The organism is Weizmannia sp. FSL W8-0401, from assembly GCF_038009125.1.
In the GTDB taxonomy this organism is placed as follows: Bacteria; Bacillota; Bacilli; order Bacillales; family Bacillaceae_C; genus Weizmannia; species Weizmannia coagulans.
In genome coordinates this window covers 1,389,687-1,408,160 of record NZ_JBBPAG010000001.1, presented here as the reverse complement: position 1 = coordinate 1,408,160, position 18,474 = coordinate 1,389,687, and the positions used below count along the sequence as shown (strand labels likewise).

Here is an 18,474-nt window from a genome sequence, read left to right as displayed (position 1 = left end):
TGCTATTTTGGAATCCCCAAAAAATTCCCTTTCAGGAGATACCGGTAAATCCGTTTCGACATCCGTTTATACCCTTCATCGTTCGGATGGAAATGATCGTCATAAAGCAATGCATCTTCGTTGTTCTCAAAAATATCTGCAACTGGGATAAAAATGGTATTTTTATAGCGCGATGCCACCTCTTTGCTGGCATCATTCCAGGCTGCAAGCATTTGGTCCACTTCTTTTATATCGGTCAGCCACTTCGAAAAAGGGTTATAGAGCCCGACGAGCGCAATCTTTACATCCGGATTGATCGCGCGGATGCGGCGGAAAATTTGATCGAGCCGTTGTTTGTACCCTGGAATGGCCGCCTCAAACTCCTGCTTGTTTAAATTGGAAATATTTTCACGGAGCACTTTCATCATATCATTGCCGCCGATGGTAATCATAACAACATCTGAATCCTTGATGGACTTCCGGATTTTTTCATCCTGGAGCCGGGCAAGCAATTGGTCGGTCCTGTTCCCTTTTACGCCATAATTGGCAATGGTGGTTTTTTTCACACCCTTTAAGGCGTCCAGTTCATTTTTCAAATAATAGGTGTAGCCGCCGCGCCCCTTGCTGTCGCCTACGCCTTCAGTCAGGGAGTCCCCGATCGAGACGATGTGCAGCGGAACGGGCACCATCTTTTTTTCGTTGCTTGCCGGTTTAAACAACAGGCCGGTAATGCCGTGTGAACAGCCCGATAAGGCAAGCGCAACGGAGATGAGAAGAGGAATGAACCATTTTTTCATGTTTGACACCACTTTTCAAGCCTTTCTGAATTTACAATGTACCCATTATAACATGAAAAACGGGATCTTCTGCTGATTTACGCATAAAATTGCACCCGCTTAAAGCGCAAGATGTTTCCATTGCAGATTTCCCCGCCAAACACTATAATTAAGAGAAGCCCATAGACAAAGGTGGTTTAAATTTTTGGCAACTTCAACACTGCTTTCATCCTGGAAACAGGAACTGGCCAATGCCGTTACGCATGGCATCGGTTTTCTGCTCAGCATTCCGGCGATGGTTATGCTCGTCGTTTTCGCCGCAGAAAAGAATAACCCGCTCTATCTAGGAAGTTTTCTTGTTTTCGGGGTTTCCATGCTGCTTTTGTATTTGTTTTCCACACTGCTGCACAGCTTTTACTGGACGAAAGTGAAAACATTTCTCGCCATTCTGGACCATTCTGCCATTTACATCTTAATTGCAGGGACCTACACGCCGATTGTGCTGATTACGCTGCATGGCACTTTGGGATGGGTGCTGTTTTCGGTCGTGTGGGGAGTGTCTGCCATTGGCATTGCCGGAAAATGTTTTCTCATTCACCGCTTTAAATTATTGTCCACGATGCTGTACTTAATCATGGGCTGGCTGATCCTTATTGCGATTGAGCCTTTGTATAAAGGGCTTTCGGCTCCGGGATTCTGGCTCCTTTTTTCAGGCGGAATCTGCTACTCGGTAGGCGCCGTGTTCTACACATGGAAAAACCTTCCTTATTCCCATGCGATCTGGCATATTTTTGTCATTGCCGGCAGCGCGTTTATGTACTTCACTATTTTATTTTATGTCTGATGGCACAGCGAAAAACCATGGGAATGTTTCCATGGTTTTTTACCTTTTCCGTACAAACACTTGAAATTCGTAGTCATAAGGATTTTTTTCGTTTTTTATCCCCTTCGTGCTGGAAGCCATTTCCCACTCCTCCCAGTCAACGGGCGGAAAATAAGTATCGCCTTCCATGTCAGCATGTATTTTCGTCCGGTACAATTTTTCCGCTTCTTCGAGCAGCAGGGCAAAAATCTCCGCGCCGCCGGTGACAAAAATCTCGCCGCCATGTGCATCCGCCCATTTTAACAATTCTGTTTTGCCGGCGACAACGACGCAGTCTTCCGCCTGAAAATCCGGGTCTCTCGTCATCACAATATTCGTTCTGCCGGGAAGCGGCTTTCCGATCGATTCAAACGTCCGCCTCCCCATGACGACCGGATGGCCCATTGTTACATTTTTAAAATACTTCAGGTCTTCGGGAAGATGCCACGGAAGCGCGTTGTTCTTTCCGATCACGCCTTTTTCATCTTCCGCCCATAAGAAGGAGATCATACACTCACCTTCCCCGGAATATGCGGATACGGATTGTAATCTTTTAATGTAAAATCTTCGTACCGGAAGGAGAAAATGTCTTTTACTTCAGGATTCAAAACCATTTTCGGCAGCTTGCGGGGCTCCCGTTCCAGCTGCAGCTTCACTTGTTCGATATGGTTCAAGTAAATATGGGCATCGCCAAGCGTATGGACAAAATCCCCTGGTTCCAGACCCGTGACTTGCGCAACCATCATCGTAAGCAGCGCGTAAGAAGCAATGTTAAACGGTACGCCGAGGAAAATATCGGCCGAACGCTGGTACAGCTGGCATGACAGCTTGCCGTTTGCCACATAGAACTGGAAAAAGCAATGGCACGGCGGCAGGGCCATCCTGTCAATCTCCCCGACATTCCAAGCGTTAACGATCAGGCGCCTGGAATCCGGATTGGTTTTAATTTGTTCAATGACCTGGGTGATCTGGTCAATTGTCCGCCCGTCCCGGGTTTGCCATGAACGCCATTGTTGCCCGTAAACCGGGCCGAGGTCGCCGTTTTCATCTGCCCACTCATTCCAAATGCGGACGCCGTTTTCCTGGAGGTACTTTACATTCGTATCTCCTTTCAGCATCCAGAGCAGTTCATAAATAATCGATTTCAAATGCAGTTTCTTTGTTGTCAGAAGCGGGAAACCGTCCTGCAAATGAAACCGCATTTGATGGCCGAAAACGCTGATCGTTCCGGTACCGGTCCGATCATCTTTTTTGACGCCGTTTTCAAGCACTTCGCGGCAAAGATCCAAATATTGTTTCATCATGATTCCATCCTTTGTCATTCAAATATCCGGGTTTCTATCCCGAAAAATTGCGCTGTAGAATATGAACCTCGGGGCAAAGCGATCCATTTGCATGATTATTCTTTGTTGCAGCCGGCAACAGAGCAGCCATATTTCGCTCATTTTATATCCTTCTGCTGGTGCTACATTCACTGCGTTTGCAAAAAGTGCATGGAATGTCCGCGTGGATGTTGGGGTTGCCCGTCTCCACCCTGCTTTAGCCTTTTATCCGTTAAGGCGTTGTTTGTTTCCAGCTGCTGCCGCGGCAGGCATTCATCCCGCCTTTACCCTTTCATCCATTGCGGCGGCATGTTTTTGCCCCAGTAAATGGTGCCAAGATGGCGGTGCGTTTGGAAATGGTCAAAGGCCACATGGTAATGGAAATTAAAATAGTAGCCGTCGCCGGGCGGATGGTCGCGCCGGACATGGAAACGGATAATGTCTTTATTTGTTTCCGTATTGTATATATGAAACATTTTTTCACCGGTTCCCGCACTCGGCTGGTCTGAAACAGCGAGCAGCGGCAGTTTGTCCTGCGGGTATTCCTGCAGCGTTTCCGCGATGGCGGTTTGAATATTTGGCAAAACGGCAGTACGGAACTCGTCTTCAATGACAGGCCTGATCCTTTCCCCGAATTTCAGATAAGCCCGTTTTTCTGCATCTTCAACGAACGACCGGACAAGCGCGGCACGGTCCATTTTGCGGCTTGTGGCAGCTGTCCGGTTGGAATAAGCAGCAGTCGTTTCCGCCGTTTCATTGCCAGTTTTATAGAGATGATTCCAGATTGCATGGGAAGGGGGGACAAGGCCGAATGTTAAAACAGAAACAAGGATGACCATTGATTTTTTCAGCCAGTTTTTCACGCGATCCCCTCCATATCCCGACAGTTCGAATATGTATTTATTATATAATATTTACACAGAAAAAACAGGCCCCATTTTGCACCCGGAATGATGCAAACGGGGCCGCTATTTTACGCGCAGTATTGGTCAAAAGCGGCATGCAGATTTTCGATGATTTCTTCGACTTCATGCCCTTCGATATCGCTCCTCGGGATAAAATGGGCTACTTCTTTTCCTTGAAGAAGCGCTACGGAAGGGGAGGATGGTTCGATGCCGGTAAAATATTCACGCATTTTTGTCGTTGCTTCTTTGTCCTGACCGGCAAATACCGTGACAAGATGGTCTGGCTTCTTTTCAGCCGTCCGGATCGCTTCGACAATTGCCGGACGCGCAAGCCCGGCTGCGCAGCCGCAAACCGAATTCACGACAACCAGCGTGGTGCCTTCCGCTTTTTCCATATAGGCCTCGACTTCTTCCGGTGTGCGCAGTTCCGTAAACCCGTTTGCCGTCAATTCTTCCCTCATCGGGGTAATAAGCGCCCGCATGTATTCTTCATATGCCATTGACATGTTGATGTCCTCCTTTAATTATGGCTGGATTTGCCTTGCTTCTGTCATCTGCTTCCAGACCGAGCCTTTTGCTTCTTCACCCTTTGTAATCCGCTCAATCGCCATTCTGACCTGGAGCCTGACTTCAAATTCAGGGTCGTTTTCCGCTTCCCTTAAGGCCGGGAGAGAAGCCTCGTCGCCCGCTTCGTATAAAAACATGGCGGCGCGCCACCTGACAATTTTGCTTTTATCTTTAAGCGCTTTTGCCATTTCCCCGCATGCCTCTTTGAACCCGAGGTCGCTAAGGCAGTCGCCTGCCGTCCGCCGCACGCTTGCATTCGGATCGTGCAGGCCGCGGTATAATAGCGGCAGCACCCGCTTGTCTTTCACCATGCCCAAATAAACAACGGCAAGCCGCCTGATCGATGGTTTTTCATCTTCCAGGGCTTTCTCCAGGACAGGCAGGTCGGAAAGATCAGGGTCTTCCATTTGTTCAAGGAGCCGGTACCTTTTGCGCCAGTCATCCGTTTCCAGCATGCCGGGCGTTAATTTCAGCCTTTTTTTGGCGGCTTGAACCTGCTCCGGATGCTGCGCTTCATTGACAAGCCGGTTTAGCCTTTCTTTCGGATAAGCGGCAATGATTTCTTCTGTGACTTCCGCACCGATTTCTTGCATCTCCCCGTACCGCACGCCGAAGTCTTTCCATTTTCGCAAGAAAACATAATTGTCGCCTTCCAATTGCGCAGCGGCAAGCGCCTCGGCAAAATAAGCCGGCAGCCCGAAACGTTTTTCCTGTTCCCCGTCCGCCAGTTTGACCTGGAGCGGAATGCCTTTAAACATCTGGACAAACACCTGGACTTCCCCGAAATGCTCATTGGCACGGGGGCTGTTTCCGGTTTCTGCTTCCGCTTCCCCGAACACCTCACGCACTTTCGGCAGAATGTCCTGCCAGTCCGTTTTGCCATGCCGCTCCACCGCGAGAAAGTCCGCAACATGGTATACGCCTTTCACGCCTTCGATATCGAGGATACGGCGGATCAGCGGCGGCACGCCTTCTTCCTGCCCTTTCTTATAATTGCTGCGGGCGCCGTCCGGCAGTGCTTCCGTCAATACGACTTTCATCGTATTCGGGCTCGGCGTTGGTTCAATCGCTTTAATTTTCATCTCCACACCGCCTTTCCCATCAAGTCTACTTGCATTTTAACATAATCACAGTGGATACACGAATGAGTTGATTCTTTTCGTAAATATCAAGCGTACCATGAAAATCAGAAACATCTTTCGTGCGTTCGCCGGCGCAACATTTTTTCCTTTCAAAAAACTTCCGGCTGCCGCCCATTCCTTCCCGTAGCCCGGAAAGCGGCGAGACATGCTACACTTCCGGGCAAAACGGGACTCCTTCCCCAAATATGTTTACTTGTCTTTTCCTTCCTGCAGCTCGGAAAGATAGCTCCAGCGTTCAATGAGGCCTTCCAGCCGTCCGTTTTCTTCCTCGAGCGCTTTTGAAATGTCCAAGGCCCTGACAAAATCGGAGCCGGCTTGTTCCAATTGTTCGTTCAGTGCGGCAATGGCTTGCTCGCACGCTTCAATCTTTTCGTCTATTTCTTCCCATTCCCGCTGCTCGTGGTAAGACAATTTTTTCCGTTTCGGTTCCCGTTTAGGCTTCGGCACATCCATTTTTTCCTCCTGTGCCGGCGTTTCATGCGCGATTTCGAGGTAGTCGCTGTAACGGCCGAAAAAGCGGCTGATTTTGCCGCCGCCTTCAAAAATGAGCAGCTGCTCCGCAGTTTTATCAAGAAAATAGCGGTCGTGTGAAACCGAGATGACGACGCCCGGAAACTCACCAATATAATCTTCAAGCACGGTAAGCGTCTCCGTATCGAGATCATTCGTCGGTTCGTCCAAAAGCAGGACATTCGGCCGCGACATCAGGAGCCTGAGCAAATACAGCCTGCGCTTTTCGCCGCCCGACAGTTTCCTGACCGGGGTGCCGTGCGTGTGCATGCCAAAAAGAAATCTTTCCAGCATTTGCGCGGCGGAAATCGTTTCCCCGTCTTTTGTTGTCACCGTCTCCCCCGCTTCCCGTATATATTCGATCATCCGCTTATTTTCATCCATGCCTGGTGTTTCCTGGCGGTAATACGCGATCTTGACGGTCTGCCCGGTGAGGCGTTCCCCGGAATCAAGCGGAATCCTGCCTGCGAGAATGTTCATCAAAGTGGATTTTCCGCTTCCGTTTTTCCCGACGATGCCGATCCGGTCACCCGGCTTTACGAGCAAATTGAAATCCTTTAAAATCGTCTCCGGTCCGAACGCCTTATTCGCATGCTGCAGTTCAAAAACCTGTTTGCCAAGGCGGCTTCCGGACAAAGCGATATCGGCTTCCTGCTGCCGGGGGCTTTTACTGAGGCTGGATTCCAGTTCTTCAAAACGCCCGATCCTTGCTTTTTGTTTTGTCGAACGCGCCTTTGCCCCGCGCTTCATCCAGGCAAGTTCCCGCCTGTACAAATTTTTCCGTTTTTCCTCCTGCTGCAGTTGCGCTTCTTCCCGCCGCGCTTTTGCTTCCATAAAATCCTGGTAATTCCCTATGTAACTGTACAGTTTTCCGCCGCTCAGCTCGAAAATCCGGTTTGCCGCCCGGTCGAGAAAATAGCGGTCATGCGTCACGAACAGGACAGAACGGGGATATTTTGCAATAAACTCTTCCAGCCACTTGACAGCCGGATAATCGAGATGGTTGGTCGGTTCATCCAAAATCAACAAATCGGGTGTTTCCATTAATACCCGGGCAAGGGCGACCCGTTTTTTCTGCCCGCCTGACAATCCCGAAATTTTTCTGTTCAAATCACGGATGCCGAGTTTGGAAAGGACCGTCTGCGCATTGGCGCCGGCTTCCCATGCACCGGCGGCATCCATTTCTTTTTGCAGCCGGAACAATCGATCCTGTTTGCCTGCATTTCCCGGATCCTTCCCGACTTCAAGCAGCGCCTCTTCATAGGAACGCAAAAGCGCCATAACCGGGGACCCGCTATTATACACCTGTTCAAGAACCGTAAAGGCCGGATCCAGTTCAGGCTCCTGCGGCAAATAACCAATGGTATAATCGTTCGGCGCGCTCAGTTCCCCGCTATCCGCTTCGTCCTGTCCCGCGATGATTTTGAGCAGGCTCGATTTTCCGGTGCCGTTGACGCCGACAAGGCCGATCCGTTCCTGTTCGCCGATATGGAAAGAAAGATTGTCAAACAGCACTTTTTCCCCGTAAGATTTTGTCAACCCTTGGGCTTGAAATATTTTCATGATTCAACATCCATTCTTTGAAAAATTGCCGTCCAAACTGAAGAATCGGCGTTCTCCTGCAAAGATAATCCCGCATAAGCGTTCCCTTCTTTGCCATTTTATCATGTTTTTGGACAAGGAAAGCCAAAAGCTGCACGGCGGGGCGTACAGCTTTTGTTAGAACCTCATCCGGCGCAAAGTCTTCACGGCATCTGCAGGCATCTCAAACAAATCATCCATTAAATCTTCCGTTATCAGCCGGGCAAAATCGATGGCAACTTCTTCGGTTACACCCGAGCGTGATGAATGGACAGTCCTTTCCTCGATGCGGCGCCGGTTGCCGTTTCCCCATGCGGAAAGGATAATCTGTTTATAATCAGCGGACCGCCTACTGTTTTTCCAGGAAAAAGTTACGGCGGCACTGGCACCCGCTTTGGCGCCGGGCGCGGGATCCAGTATTTCCGCCGCCAGCTGCCCGAGCGAAGCCGAAAGACAGATCATCACGCTTGCTTCCTGCCATTCCGGAAGCTGAAGCGTAATGCGGTATTCCCGGGACATTTCCGCCAGGTCGACCAGGTCTTTTCTTCCGGTGATGGATGCTTCCCCTCGTAAATCAAGCTCATAGGCAGCACCTTCGAATACAGTCTTCATATTTTCAAAAGCAGTTGGGTCAAACATCGCCTGTCCCCCGTGTGAACTACCCTCCACTTATCAACCTTACGGTTTGATTGAAGTGGGGGCTTCTCGACTTATCGTTGCTTTTACTATCCAACGAAAACTGACCGAGCTAACCCTCTTGTTCCAAGAGTTTTGTTACTTATGATAACGCGAATAAGCGTAATCCCTCATTTTTGATATTGATTGCAGAATTGTGATCGCGATCTAATACAAAGCCGCAAGAACATTTATATACACGTTCAGATAATGGCATTTCTTTTTCCTTGCCGCAACATGAACACTTCTTAGTGGAGGGAAACCACTTATCAATTTTCACAAGTTGTTTCCCCTGTTCTTTTAGCTTATACGCTAAGAAAGTAGTGAACATCCCCCAGCCGTTATCATGAACGCTTTTCCCAAAGTGAAGGGCTTGAGACATCCCTTTCATGTTCAAGTCCTCAATCACGACAGCATCAAAGTTAGAAGCTAATTCTTTTGACTTATGATGAAGAAAATTCATGCGTTGGTTCGCCACTTTCTCATGTAACTTAGCCACTACTAGTCGTTGCTTGTTCCAACGTGCAGAACCTTTCTTTCTTCGAGAAAGAATTCGTTGTGCTTTTGCTAATTTATCTAAGGCTTGCCGATAGTAACGTGGGTAATTGGCTTTCTTACCCTGTTCACTCTCGACATATAGACCATCCATAGCAAAATCCAAACCAACAACTTTCTGTATGTTAACTGGACGAATATCTTTCTCATATTCTGTCAAAATTGAAATGTAGTACTTGCCTGTCTTTGTTTTAGAAATAGTGCAAGATTTGATTTTATAATCAGCAGGTATCTCTCTATGCTGTTTCATTTTTATTGGCTTTTTGATTTTTGGCAGTTTGATATGACCATTTTCTAGCTTAATATTTCCGTTGACCATATTAGTTGTATAGGATTGTTTTGCTTTACGATTTTTGAACTTTGGAAAATCCGCATTTCCTTCAAAGAAATTCTTATAAGCAGTCTGTAAGTTCATTTGTGCATTTGCCAAAGCTAAAGAATCCACTTCTTTTAGGAATGGAAATTCACTTTTATATTTTGCAGGAGTCGGAAACTTTTGCTTTTTAAGCAATTCTTTATCATCCTTGAACTTTTCATACGTTTCTTTGCGTTCAGCTAACATCTTATTGTAGACAAAGCGAACACAACCAAATGTCTTAGCTAATAATGCGGATTGTTCTTTGTTTGGTAACAAACGAAACTTGAAAGCTTTGTTTTGCTTGGCCATATCAATTCACCTCACTTTGTGCGGAAAAATTTCGTATATATTGATTATATCGTAAAAAATCCGTACAATCAATATGAGGTGATAATCATGAGAGAAGAGAAAGAACGTGTAGAAATTCGTATGCCTAAGACGATATTAGAAAAATTGGAGCAATATCAAAAAGAAAATGGGATTCCAACTAGAACAGCCGCAATCTTAGAATTGTTGAGAAAAGGATTGGAAAAATAACTTTGGCTAAAGCCAACCGAAATTCATCTCCCACCTACTCATTGGTGCGATTCGCACCTTCACATTCCTTGAGGATGGGAGACTTCTTTCGGAAAAACGTTAAAAGAGCCCGGATGCGCGGCCGTCCGCATCAACATCCATCCGGTAAGCGGCCGGTTCTTTCGGAAGGCCCGGCATGGTCAGAACGTCTCCTGTCAGGGCAACAATAAACCCGGCGCCAAGCTTCGGAACGAGTTCGCGGACATGGATCGCAAAATCATGCGGGCGGCCCGTTTTGTGCGGGTCATCGGATAAGGAATACTGCGTTTTTGCAATGCAAACAGGGAGATGCCCCCATCCGAGCTGTTCAAATTCGCGGATTTGTTTTTGCGCTTTCGCGGAAAATTCGGCGCCGCGGCCACCATACACCTGGCGCACAATCGCCTCTATCTTTTCTTCAATGGTTGATTCAAGCGGGTAAACCGGCCTGAATGTATGCGGCTGTTTGGCGGCTTCCAGCAGTTTGGCCGCAAGATCCATGCCGCCTGCGCCCCCTTTTTCCCACACTTCCGTAAGCGACACGGGAATGCCGCGTTCACTGCACCAATGTTCTAAGACAGCGATTTCCGCATTGCTGTCCGATATAAACCGGTTGATGGCAACCACAAACGGCAAACCGAATGAAGCGATCGTTTCAACATGTTTTTGCAGGTTTAAAAGCCCGGCTTCAAGAGCCGCAATATTTTCTGCCGCCAAATCTTCCTTGCGCACCCCGCCGTGCATTTTCAAGGCTCGGATGGTGGCGACAATCACGACGCCGTCCGGTTTCAGGCCGGCCGCCCGCGCTTTAATGTCGAGAAATTTTTCAGCGCCGAGGTCGGCACCAAAGCCGGCTTCCGTGACGACATAATCGGCCAGTTTCAAAGCGGTTTTGGTCGCCATAACACTGTTGCAGCCGTGCGCAATATTGGCAAACGGGCCGCCGTGGACAAGGGCCGGCGTATGTTCGATCGTCTGGACAAGATTCGGTTTCAAGGCATCTTTCAGCAATAAGGCAATCGCGCCTTCGATCCCGAGGTCACCGACGGTTACGGGTTTCTTTTCGTAATTGTAGGCTACAACGATGTTCGCAATCCGCCTTTTTAAATCTTCGAGATCTTCCGCCAGGCATAAAACGGCCATCAGTTCAGAAGCCACGGTAATGTCAAATCCGTCTTCACGGGGCACGCCCTGGCCGGGACCGCCGAGGCCGACGACGACATGGCGCAGCGCCCGGTCATTTAAATCGACCGCCCGCTTCCAGACAATGCGGCGTGGGTCAATCTGCAATGGATTTCCCTGGTGGATATGGTTGTCCAGCAAAGCAGAAATGGCATTATTGGCAGCGGTAATCGCATGAAAATCGCCTGTGAAATGAAGATTGATCTCTTCCATCGGCAAGACTTGTGCATAACCGCCGCCCGTTGCGCCCCCTTTCAGCCCCATGACCGGCCCGAGCGATGGCTCCCTTAAGGCAATCATGGTTTTATGGCCCAGCTGTTTTAATGCATCGCCGAGCCCGATGGTGACGGTTGACTTGCCTTCCCCCGCCGGCGTCGGATTGATGGAAGTGACAAGAAATAATTTTCCGTCTTTTTTGGTTTGGAGCTGCTTGATTTTTTCATATGTAATTTTCGCCTTGTATTTCCCGTAATATTCCAGGTCTTCTTCTGCAAGCTGCACGGTTTCCGCAATTTCTTTGACCGGTTTCAGCGAAGCATGCTGCGCGATATCAATATCAGTCTTTCCAATCGAATGGCTTGGCAATGTCAAATCCTCCGCTTCATCAAAAATCTGCTTCCATCTTCTATTCTACATACCCCTGCAGCCCAATGCACCTGAAAAAAGCATTTTTCGCCCGCACCGGGAAATCGTTTGGCTTTATCCCTGATTTTCTACATGAAGGCTGCCATGCGGATTTTGTCTTCCGGCTGGCGGGGAAAAGCCCTGCTTGCATCATGCAGGGAGGACACTAAAATCCTGATGCGTGCCGGCAGACAGGCTTCCAGGCACCTATGCCCCATCATCCGGCAACAGCCGACGCATAAAAGGAATCAGCCCCATTTCATGGGCAGGCTGGCCGGAAAATTCAATCCTCGTTTTGTGCCTGCAGCCGGTTCAGGTCGTTCACCCGGCCCGGATCTTCCTCAAAGTACTGGACAAGGTCTCCGATCCGGTCAATGGAATTCCAGCTCAGGTGATGTTCAATCCCTTCTACATCTCTATAAATATTTTCTTCATCGACCCCGATGATCCTTAAAAACTGTTCAAGCAAATGATGGCGGTCGACAAGCCGTTTTCCAATTTTCTTGCCTTTTGGGGTGAGGACCAGTCCGCGGTATTTTTCATAAACAAGATAATCATCCTTATCCAGCTTCTGTACCATTTTCGTAACGGATGAAGGATGAACGGAAAGCGCTTCGGCAATATCCGAAACACGCGCATATCCTTTGCTTTCAATCAGAATAAAAATCTGTTCAATGTAGTCTTCCATACTAGGTGTCGGCATCCACGGGCCCCCATTCTTACAACAAATATTGAGTCTGCCGGTACAATACCATCAGTTTACTATAATCACGGATGATGTACAAGAATTCATAATAAATGTGCGCCGATTTTAAACCGCTTGCAAATTTAAGAATTCACAACAATTTTCCATCATTTTTGATTCCTTTGTCTTGACTATCCATACCGGTTGGAGTATATTAATTATAACATTAAACAAGTGATTTCCCAGACCTTGATGGCGGTTTTTCATCTGTTTAATGCAACACTTTTTGGCACGAACGTGCTTTTGATTTAGGAGGATTAAGAAATGCAAAACGGTAAAGTAAAATGGTTCAATAACGAAAAAGGCTACGGATTCATTGAAGTTGAGGGCGGAGACGATGTTTTCGTTCATTTCACCGCTATTCAAGGTGAAGGGTTCAAAACATTGGAAGAAGGCCAGGCTGTTTCTTTCGACATCGTTGAAGGCAACCGCGGACCTCAGGCAGCGAATGTAACAAAACTTTCATAAATCATAGAATGCAACCAGGCTGGCTTTTATGCCAGCCTTTTATTTTTGTGCAAACCGCCACAATACCGGGTTCCCCATTTTCCCCCGTTTTTGCATCACTAGGCATACTGTTTGCAGCCCGATGGCAATCATCAGCCGCCTGTTTCCCGGGACGGCATTGTTGCGGTTTAATACCGGCAAGACGAACAGCTTTCGGGTGCCGCCTGTTTCCTGGGACGGCATTGTTGCGGTTGTGAAAGCCGTCATGATAACCGGTCGCCGTATTTTTTCAGCTGTTCGCCTACCGTGCATTGCCGGATGCAAAACTGGTGGGCATATTTTTTCCCGCGTGTTTTCCGGAAATGCGATTTTAAAAAACAGCCTTCACAATACGTCTTTAATATTTTATCCACTTCCCGGATGAGTTGTTTTCTTTCCATTTTTATCCCTTCTTTCTCTCCGCCAGCTTTCCCATCCGCATTGCGCGTGCGTTTATTCCATTGGATACGCCGGGTTTGCCCGGGGATCATCCCTTTATCAAAATTTCCCCCGAATTGGGGCATGCTATAACAAGGGGTGATCAGGATGGCTAAAAAAGACAATACAAACCGCGGCAAAGCGGCAAATTCCGTTACGCCGCAAGGAATTGCACAGGATGCGGCATTCGCGCCGGATCCAAAGACAACCCTTGAAAACCGCGCGAAAAAATCCAATACAAAAATCTGACAATCGCAAAACGGAGAAGAAAAACAGCATTCTTATCCTGAATGCTGTTTTTCCGCTTTCCGTGCCGTTTAAACCGGGCAAAGCGATTAAGAAATGAAGCTTGCGTTTATCCGGGCTGTAACCAAATGGCGTTTTACCATTTTTAATTCCAGTTCCTCCATCAGTTCCATAAACGTTTCCGGAATCTGGCCAAACCGCGCTTTTTCCAAAGAAAAAGCCACCGGCACATCACAACGGATTTCGGCAAGTTTTCTGCTCAGATGTAGCATCTCCAGCCCCGCTTCGATTTTTTTCTGCTGCGACGGCGTGAGCTCCCCGAGATGCTCCAAAATGCCGCTGAGGTTTCCATACCGGCTGACGAGCTTAAACGCTGTTTTTTCACCGATCCCCTTCACGCCTGGATACCCGTCGCTTGCATCGCCCATCAGCGCTTTTACATCGATGAACTGCCGCGGCGTCACCCCGTATTCGTCCATAAATGCCGCTTTTGTATAGGTTTTATAATTTCCGAACCCTTTCTGGAGGAGATGGACTTCCACATGGTCATCCAAAAGCTGCAAAATGTCGCGGTCGCCGGTCAAAATGGAAATATCCGCCTCGTCTTTGAACCGGCAGCTAAGGGTGCCGAGACAGTCGTCCGCTTCATACCCGGCCACTCCGACATTTGGAATTTCAAAAGCTTCCACTGTTTCTTTCGCCAGACCAAATTGCGGAATCATCTCAACCGGCGGGACGTCCCGGTTTGCTTTATATTCACCGTACAAGTCGTTGCGGAACGTTTTGCTCCCCATATCCCAGCAAACGGCCACATGCGTCGGTTTTTTGTTCTCAGCCGCCAAAAGCAAATGGCGCAAAAAGCCCTGCACGCCGTTTGTCGGCATTCCTTTGGAATTCACCATAAACTGCCCCGTCACGGCGGTGGCATAAAACGCCCGGAAAAGAAGCGCCATCCCGTCAATTAAAAGCAAATGCGGCCTCTTATTCATGCGATCACCTCATCAAATATCATCCTGTTATTATAACACAACCGGCAAACCGGCCGCATTAGAAAAAGGCGTCCCTGCACGGGCGGAACATGGTGCCCGGTTAACATCCAGCCGGCCGTGGATCAAAGTAGGGAAAAATTCAATTGGGATCGACAAGGTTTTCTTCAATCAGCCGGTCGAGCGCGAGCAGGACGGCCATTTTGACATGCGCATACGTAAGGCCGCCCTGAACATAGGCGGTGTAAGGCGGGCGGAGCGGGCCGTCGGCGGAAAGCTCGATGCTTGCCCCCTGAATAAATGTGCCGGCTGCCATGATGACATCGTCCGCATAACCGGGCATATCACTCGGATATGGCGTCACATAAGAATTCACCGGTGAAGCAAACTGGATCGCCTGGCAAAAAGCGACCATGCTGTCCGGGTCGCCAAATTCAACGGACTGGATAAGGTCCGTCCTGGGCGCATCCCATTTCGGATAAGTATGCATCCCGGATTTTTCCAGGATTGCCGATGTAAACACCGCACCTTTTAATGCCTCTGCCACAACATGCGGCGCCAGAAAGAAGCCCTGGTACATCTCAAGAAGGCTGTAAAGCGATGCTCCTGCTTCCGCGCCGATTCCGGGGGATGTCATCCTGTAAGCGCAGCTTTCCACCCATTTTTTCTTCCCGCAAATGTAGCCGCCTGTTTTAGCAAGCCCGCCACCTGGATTTTTGATAAGCGAACCGGCCATTAAATCCGCGCCAACATGGCACGGCTCCTTCTCCTCTACAAATTCGCCGTAGCAGTTGTCGACAAACACAACTGTATCCGGCTTGATTTCTTTTACAAAGCGGATCATTTCCCCGATCTCATCCACTGTAAACGAAGGCCTTGACGCATACCCTTTTGAGCGCTGGATCGCAACCATTTTTGTATGGGGATGGATCGCTTTTCTCACCGCTTCAAAATCGACTGTGCCATCTTCCTTCAAGTTTACATAATTGTACATTATGTTAAACTCCTGCAGCGAACCGTTGCCGCTGCCGTGCGCCCCTGTAATTTCATCAAGCGTATCGTACGGCTTCCCGGTTATGTATAACAATTCATCCCCCGGGCGGAGGACGCCGAAAAGCGCAATCGTAATCGCATGTGTCCCGGAAATGATTTGCGGGCGGACAAGCCCAGCTTCCGCGCCGAAAACATCGGCATATATGCGCTCAAGTGTTTCCCTGCCGGCGTCATCATAGCCGTATCCGGTCGACGGATAAAAATGCGACTCGCTCACTTTATGCTTTTGAAAGCTTTGCAATACGCGGAACTGGTTCGTTTCCGCCCGTTTTTCTATTGCACTGTGGACCGGGCGGATTTGGCGCTCGGCCTCCTCTGCCATTTGCCTGAGTTTGGCACCGTGAGTCAAATACTGGTACATCTTCTACACCTTTCCGTTCAAAATGTCGGGTGCATGCAACAAGGGAACCCGCTGCATGCACCCGCGCACAAGATTTTTATTCAGCATATGGTTGTAACGCGCCCAAAACTGGATGGCCCGGAAGCGCATATCCCTTGCACTGGTATGCCTCATTTTCTTCTTTGAAAATCAGTTCTCTTAAAATGGTATCACTTTTTAAAACCGAAAGCAGCTTTCCTTCCGTTTGCGGGACAAGCGCGCTGTACGGCACCATTTCGGCCAGCACCTGTTTTTCAATTTCCAACAGCAGCCGGTGGATATCTTTTTCGTCTTTCGCGCTGATCATGATGCTGTTTTGTGCATTGGGCATGAAATGGCTGTCTTTTATATCCATTTTATTGTAAATGGCAAGCTGCGGCAGATGGTTCATTTCCAGTTCGGAAAGCAGGCGCTGCACCGTTTTTTGATGGTTGTCATAATCCGGGTTGGAACTGTCAATGACATGCAAAAGCAAATCGGCTTCCCGCACTTCTTCCAAGGTCGAGCGGAACGCCGCAATCAGCGTCGTCGGCAAGTCCTGGATAAATCCGACCGTATCCGTCAGCAAAGCCGTGTAACCGCTTGGCAGCACAACTTTTCTTGTCATCGGATCAAGCGTGGCAAACAGCTGGTTTTCTTCATAAGAATCTGCGGCAGACAGGCGGTTAAACAATGTCGATTTTCCGGCGTTAGTATAGCCGACAAGCGCAATTTGAAACACATGGTTCTTTTTCCGCCTTTCGCGGTAACGCTCCCGGTGGCGGACAACCGTTTCAAGCTGCGCCTTAATTTCAGAAATGCGGCGGCGGATATGACGGCGGTCCGTTTCAAGCTGGGTTTCCCCCGGCCCCCTCGTGCCGATTCCGCCACCGAGCCGTGACAGCTCCGTACCGCGCCCGCCAAGACGCGGCAGCAAATACTCAAGCTGCGCCAGTTCCACCTGGAGCTTCCCTTCTTTTGAGCGGGCACGCGTCGCAAAAATATCAAGGATAAGCTGTGTCCTGTCCAGCACGCGGCAATCCACTGCGGCCTGGAGATTGCGGAGCTGGCTCGGCGAAAGTTCCGCGTTAAAAACGATCAGATCGGCTTGCAATTCTGAAACAAGCGCCTTTAGTTCCGCCACCTTGCCTTTTCCGATATACGTGGCGGCATCTGCCCTGTCCCGTTTTTGTACGACTTCAAGCACCGCTTCCCCCTGCGCCGTTTCGACAAGCCGCCTCAGCTCCTCCATTGAATAAGCAAAACGGCTGTGGCTGCCGCCGCTCAATTCGCATCCGGCAAGAATCGCTCTTTCTTTATTATTTTCCATTTCATCACCTGTTCCGTCCAGTATACCTGTTATCTTACCAAAAAACGCACAAAGATAACATGTCCGGGCGCCTTTTTTTGGAAAACAGGGCATGGCTTCGTGCGATATGGCTTTTTTTCCGCCCGCATTAAAAAAGGCCGGGCGCTGTTATGCCCGGGCCCGCATGACTTGAAAATGTATCCCCAAGCTGCTTATTTTCCGGGCGAAACAGCTAGCCGGCAAAACCGGCTTAAGCTTTCGGACGGAAAATAAGCGCCTGCGGAAAACCGCAGAGGGCGCAGGGGCGTCAGTCCGGAAAAACAAGGTCACTGCTGTGCAGCGTGACCAGCTCATGGCGGTCATAGCAAGCCTGCATCAACAGCCGCATCGCCTGGGCGCGCACTGATTTTTCAATTACATTCCGCACATACCGGCCGTTTGAAAAACTGGCAGGGTTGCTCGTTGTTTTGACAAAAGCCAGATGGTCGCGAAGCTTCCGTTCTGCATCCAAACTGAGCGTATACTCTTTTTCAGTCAGCATCCTTTTCCCGATATCCATGAGCTCCTCTACCGAGTAATCGGGAAAGTTGAACACAATCGGGAACCGGGAATGCAGCCCCGGATTCAGGCTCAGGAAATAATCCATTTCGTTTGAATAGCCGGCCAAAATTAAAATAAATTCGTGCTGTTTGTCTTCCATATGCTTTACAAGCGTATCGATTGCTTCTTTCCCGAAATCTTTCTCGCCGCCGCGGCCAAGAGAGTACGCTTCATCAATAAACAAAATGCCGCCGATCGCTTTTTTAATCAAATCCCTTGTCTTTTGCGCCGTATGGCCGATGTATTCGCCGACAAGATCGGCCCTTTCCGCTTCAATCAAGTGGCCTTTTGACAATACATTCATTTTATGGAACAATTTCCCGATCAATCGGGCGACAGTTGTTTTGCCTGTGCCGGGATTGCCTTTAAACATCATATGGAGAGCCTGCTTTCCCGTTTTTAACCCGGCGGCTTCCCTTTTCTTGTTAATATAGATCCAGGCATAAACTTCTTTTACCATTTTTTTGATTTCTTCCATTCCGACAAGCGTGCCAAGTTCATCTTCAATTTCTTTTAAAATTTCATGTTCCGCTGATAAATCTTTTTTGCTGGTTTCTATTTTCGGCTGGGGAATAACGGCCTCCCTTTGGCCCGCATGGAGGACAATATTGATCTGGCCGTTATTTTTCATACGAATCGGTTGATCCATCACCGCCACCT

21 protein-coding genes are annotated in these 18,474 nt (G+C 48.8%); 4 read left to right on the top strand and 17 right to left on the bottom strand.

The annotated features are described in order from the left end of the window. Window positions 1-2 precede the first annotated feature (2 nt). Window positions 3-776, bottom strand: a complete 774-nt coding sequence (locus NSU00_RS06660) for an SGNH/GDSL hydrolase family protein (protein ID WP_340703557.1) — start codon at window positions 774-776, stop codon at window positions 3-5. A 184-nt stretch (window positions 777-960) separates the two neighbouring features. Here NSU00_RS06660 and trhA point away from each other — a divergent pair, with 184 nt between their 5' ends. Then, on the top strand, window positions 961-1,599 hold the full coding sequence (gene trhA, locus NSU00_RS06655; RefSeq protein WP_340703556.1) for a PAQR family membrane homeostasis protein TrhA: 639 nt from the start codon (window positions 961-963) through the stop codon (window positions 1,597-1,599). Window positions 1,600-1,638: 39 nt separating this feature from the next. Here the strand turns inward: trhA and NSU00_RS06650 are convergent, their stop codons facing one another. From NSU00_RS06650 to NSU00_RS06615, 8 genes are all read right to left on the bottom strand, one after another. Continuing rightward, on the bottom strand, window positions 1,639-2,127 hold the full coding sequence (locus tag NSU00_RS06650) for a dihydrofolate reductase (protein WP_237349234.1): 489 nt from the start codon (window positions 2,125-2,127) through the stop codon (window positions 1,639-1,641). After that, window positions 2,124-2,918 (bottom strand): thymidylate synthase, encoded by a 795-nt coding sequence (locus tag NSU00_RS06645; protein ID WP_041818991.1) that lies wholly within the window; start codon window positions 2,916-2,918, stop codon window positions 2,124-2,126. The genes NSU00_RS06650 and NSU00_RS06645 overlap by 4 nt, the downstream gene beginning before the upstream one ends. Window positions 2,919-3,223: 305 nt before the next feature. Further along, entirely contained in the window at window positions 3,224-3,802 is a 579-nt protein-coding gene (locus tag NSU00_RS06640; protein WP_340703555.1) for a YpjP family protein, read from the bottom strand. A gap of 110 nt (window positions 3,803-3,912) precedes the next feature. After that, window positions 3,913-4,350 (bottom strand): BrxA/BrxB family bacilliredoxin, encoded by a 438-nt coding sequence (locus tag NSU00_RS06635; protein ID WP_013859198.1) that lies wholly within the window; start codon window positions 4,348-4,350, stop codon window positions 3,913-3,915. A gap of 18 nt (window positions 4,351-4,368) precedes the next feature. Beyond that, window positions 4,369-5,493: a conserved virulence factor C family protein gene (locus NSU00_RS06630; RefSeq protein ID WP_013859197.1), complete on the bottom strand. Its 1,125-nt coding sequence runs from the start codon at window positions 5,491-5,493 to the stop codon at window positions 4,369-4,371. 249 nt (window positions 5,494-5,742) lie between these two features. Further along, the gene (locus tag NSU00_RS06625; RefSeq protein ID WP_061575772.1) at window positions 5,743-7,626 is read right to left on the bottom strand and encodes an ABC-F family ATP-binding cassette domain-containing protein; all 1,884 of its coding nucleotides are present in this window, start codon (window positions 7,624-7,626) and stop codon (window positions 5,743-5,745) included. A 156-nt stretch (window positions 7,627-7,782) separates the two neighbouring features. Next, window positions 7,783-8,283, bottom strand: coding sequence for a hypothetical protein (locus NSU00_RS06620; RefSeq protein ID WP_340703554.1), 501 nt, complete (start codon window positions 8,281-8,283; stop codon window positions 7,783-7,785). 139 nt (window positions 8,284-8,422) lie between these two features. Next, window positions 8,423-9,541 carry an RNA-guided endonuclease InsQ/TnpB family protein gene (locus tag NSU00_RS06615; protein WP_340702557.1) on the bottom strand — a complete coding sequence of 373 codons (1,119 nt, stop codon included), beginning with the start codon at window positions 9,539-9,541 and terminating at the stop codon, window positions 8,423-8,425. A gap of 87 nt (window positions 9,542-9,628) precedes the next feature. On the opposite strand from NSU00_RS06615, the gene NSU00_RS06610 reads away from it, so the two are divergent. Then, on the top strand, window positions 9,629-9,769 hold the full coding sequence (locus tag NSU00_RS06610) for a ribbon-helix-helix protein, CopG family (protein WP_003352379.1): 141 nt from the start codon (window positions 9,629-9,631) through the stop codon (window positions 9,767-9,769). Window positions 9,770-9,868: 99 nt separating this feature from the next. Here NSU00_RS06610 and NSU00_RS06605 read toward each other — a convergent pair whose 3' ends face one another. Beyond that, window positions 9,869-11,554 (bottom strand): formate--tetrahydrofolate ligase, encoded by a 1,686-nt coding sequence (locus NSU00_RS06605; protein WP_061575773.1) that lies wholly within the window; start codon window positions 11,552-11,554, stop codon window positions 9,869-9,871. Between the two features lie 322 nt (window positions 11,555-11,876). After that, window positions 11,877-12,296: a transcriptional regulator MntR gene (gene mntR / locus NSU00_RS06600; protein ID WP_041818986.1), complete on the bottom strand. Its 420-nt coding sequence runs from the start codon at window positions 12,294-12,296 to the stop codon at window positions 11,877-11,879. Between the two features lie 306 nt (window positions 12,297-12,602). Between mntR and cspD the strand changes: the two genes are divergently transcribed. Next, the gene (cspD, locus tag NSU00_RS06595) at window positions 12,603-12,806 is read left to right on the top strand and encodes a cold-shock protein CspD (protein ID WP_013859190.1); all 204 of its coding nucleotides are present in this window, start codon (window positions 12,603-12,605) and stop codon (window positions 12,804-12,806) included. 39 nt (window positions 12,807-12,845) lie between these two features. On the opposite strand, the gene NSU00_RS06590 is transcribed toward cspD, so the two are convergent. Both NSU00_RS06590 and NSU00_RS06585 read right to left on the bottom strand, forming a co-directional pair. Then, the gene (locus tag NSU00_RS06590; protein ID WP_237349230.1) at window positions 12,846-13,052 is read right to left on the bottom strand and encodes a hypothetical protein; all 207 of its coding nucleotides are present in this window, start codon (window positions 13,050-13,052) and stop codon (window positions 12,846-12,848) included. Next, window positions 13,049-13,225: a zinc-finger domain-containing protein gene (locus NSU00_RS06585; RefSeq protein WP_064485126.1), complete on the bottom strand. Its 177-nt coding sequence runs from the start codon at window positions 13,223-13,225 to the stop codon at window positions 13,049-13,051. Before NSU00_RS06585 ends, NSU00_RS06590 begins: the two co-directional genes overlap by 4 nt. 145 nt (window positions 13,226-13,370) lie before the next feature. Here NSU00_RS06585 and sspL point away from each other — a divergent pair, with 145 nt between their 5' ends. Next, complete coding sequence (gene sspL, locus NSU00_RS06580) at window positions 13,371-13,511, top strand: small, acid-soluble spore protein L (RefSeq protein ID WP_013859188.1); 141 nt, start codon at window positions 13,371-13,373, stop codon at window positions 13,509-13,511. Between the two features lie 86 nt (window positions 13,512-13,597). Here sspL and NSU00_RS06575 read toward each other — a convergent pair whose 3' ends face one another. From NSU00_RS06575 to spoVK, 4 genes are all read right to left on the bottom strand, one after another. Continuing rightward, window positions 13,598-14,497, bottom strand: a complete 900-nt coding sequence (locus NSU00_RS06575) for a 5'-3' exonuclease (protein WP_019721137.1) — start codon at window positions 14,495-14,497, stop codon at window positions 13,598-13,600. A 139-nt stretch (window positions 14,498-14,636) separates the two neighbouring features. After that, on the bottom strand, window positions 14,637-15,908 hold the full coding sequence (locus tag NSU00_RS06570) for a methionine gamma-lyase family protein (RefSeq protein WP_340702556.1): 1,272 nt from the start codon (window positions 15,906-15,908) through the stop codon (window positions 14,637-14,639). Window positions 15,909-15,984: 76 nt separating this feature from the next. After that, a complete protein-coding gene (gene hflX / locus NSU00_RS06565; RefSeq protein ID WP_061575775.1) occupies window positions 15,985-17,235 on the bottom strand; it encodes a GTPase HflX in 1,251 nt (416 codons plus the stop codon). Window positions 17,236-17,521: 286 nt separating this feature from the next. Continuing rightward, on the bottom strand, window positions 17,522-18,463 hold the full coding sequence (spoVK, locus tag NSU00_RS06560) for a stage V sporulation protein K (RefSeq protein WP_207368780.1): 942 nt from the start codon (window positions 18,461-18,463) through the stop codon (window positions 17,522-17,524). Window positions 18,464-18,474: the final 11 nt, after the last annotated feature.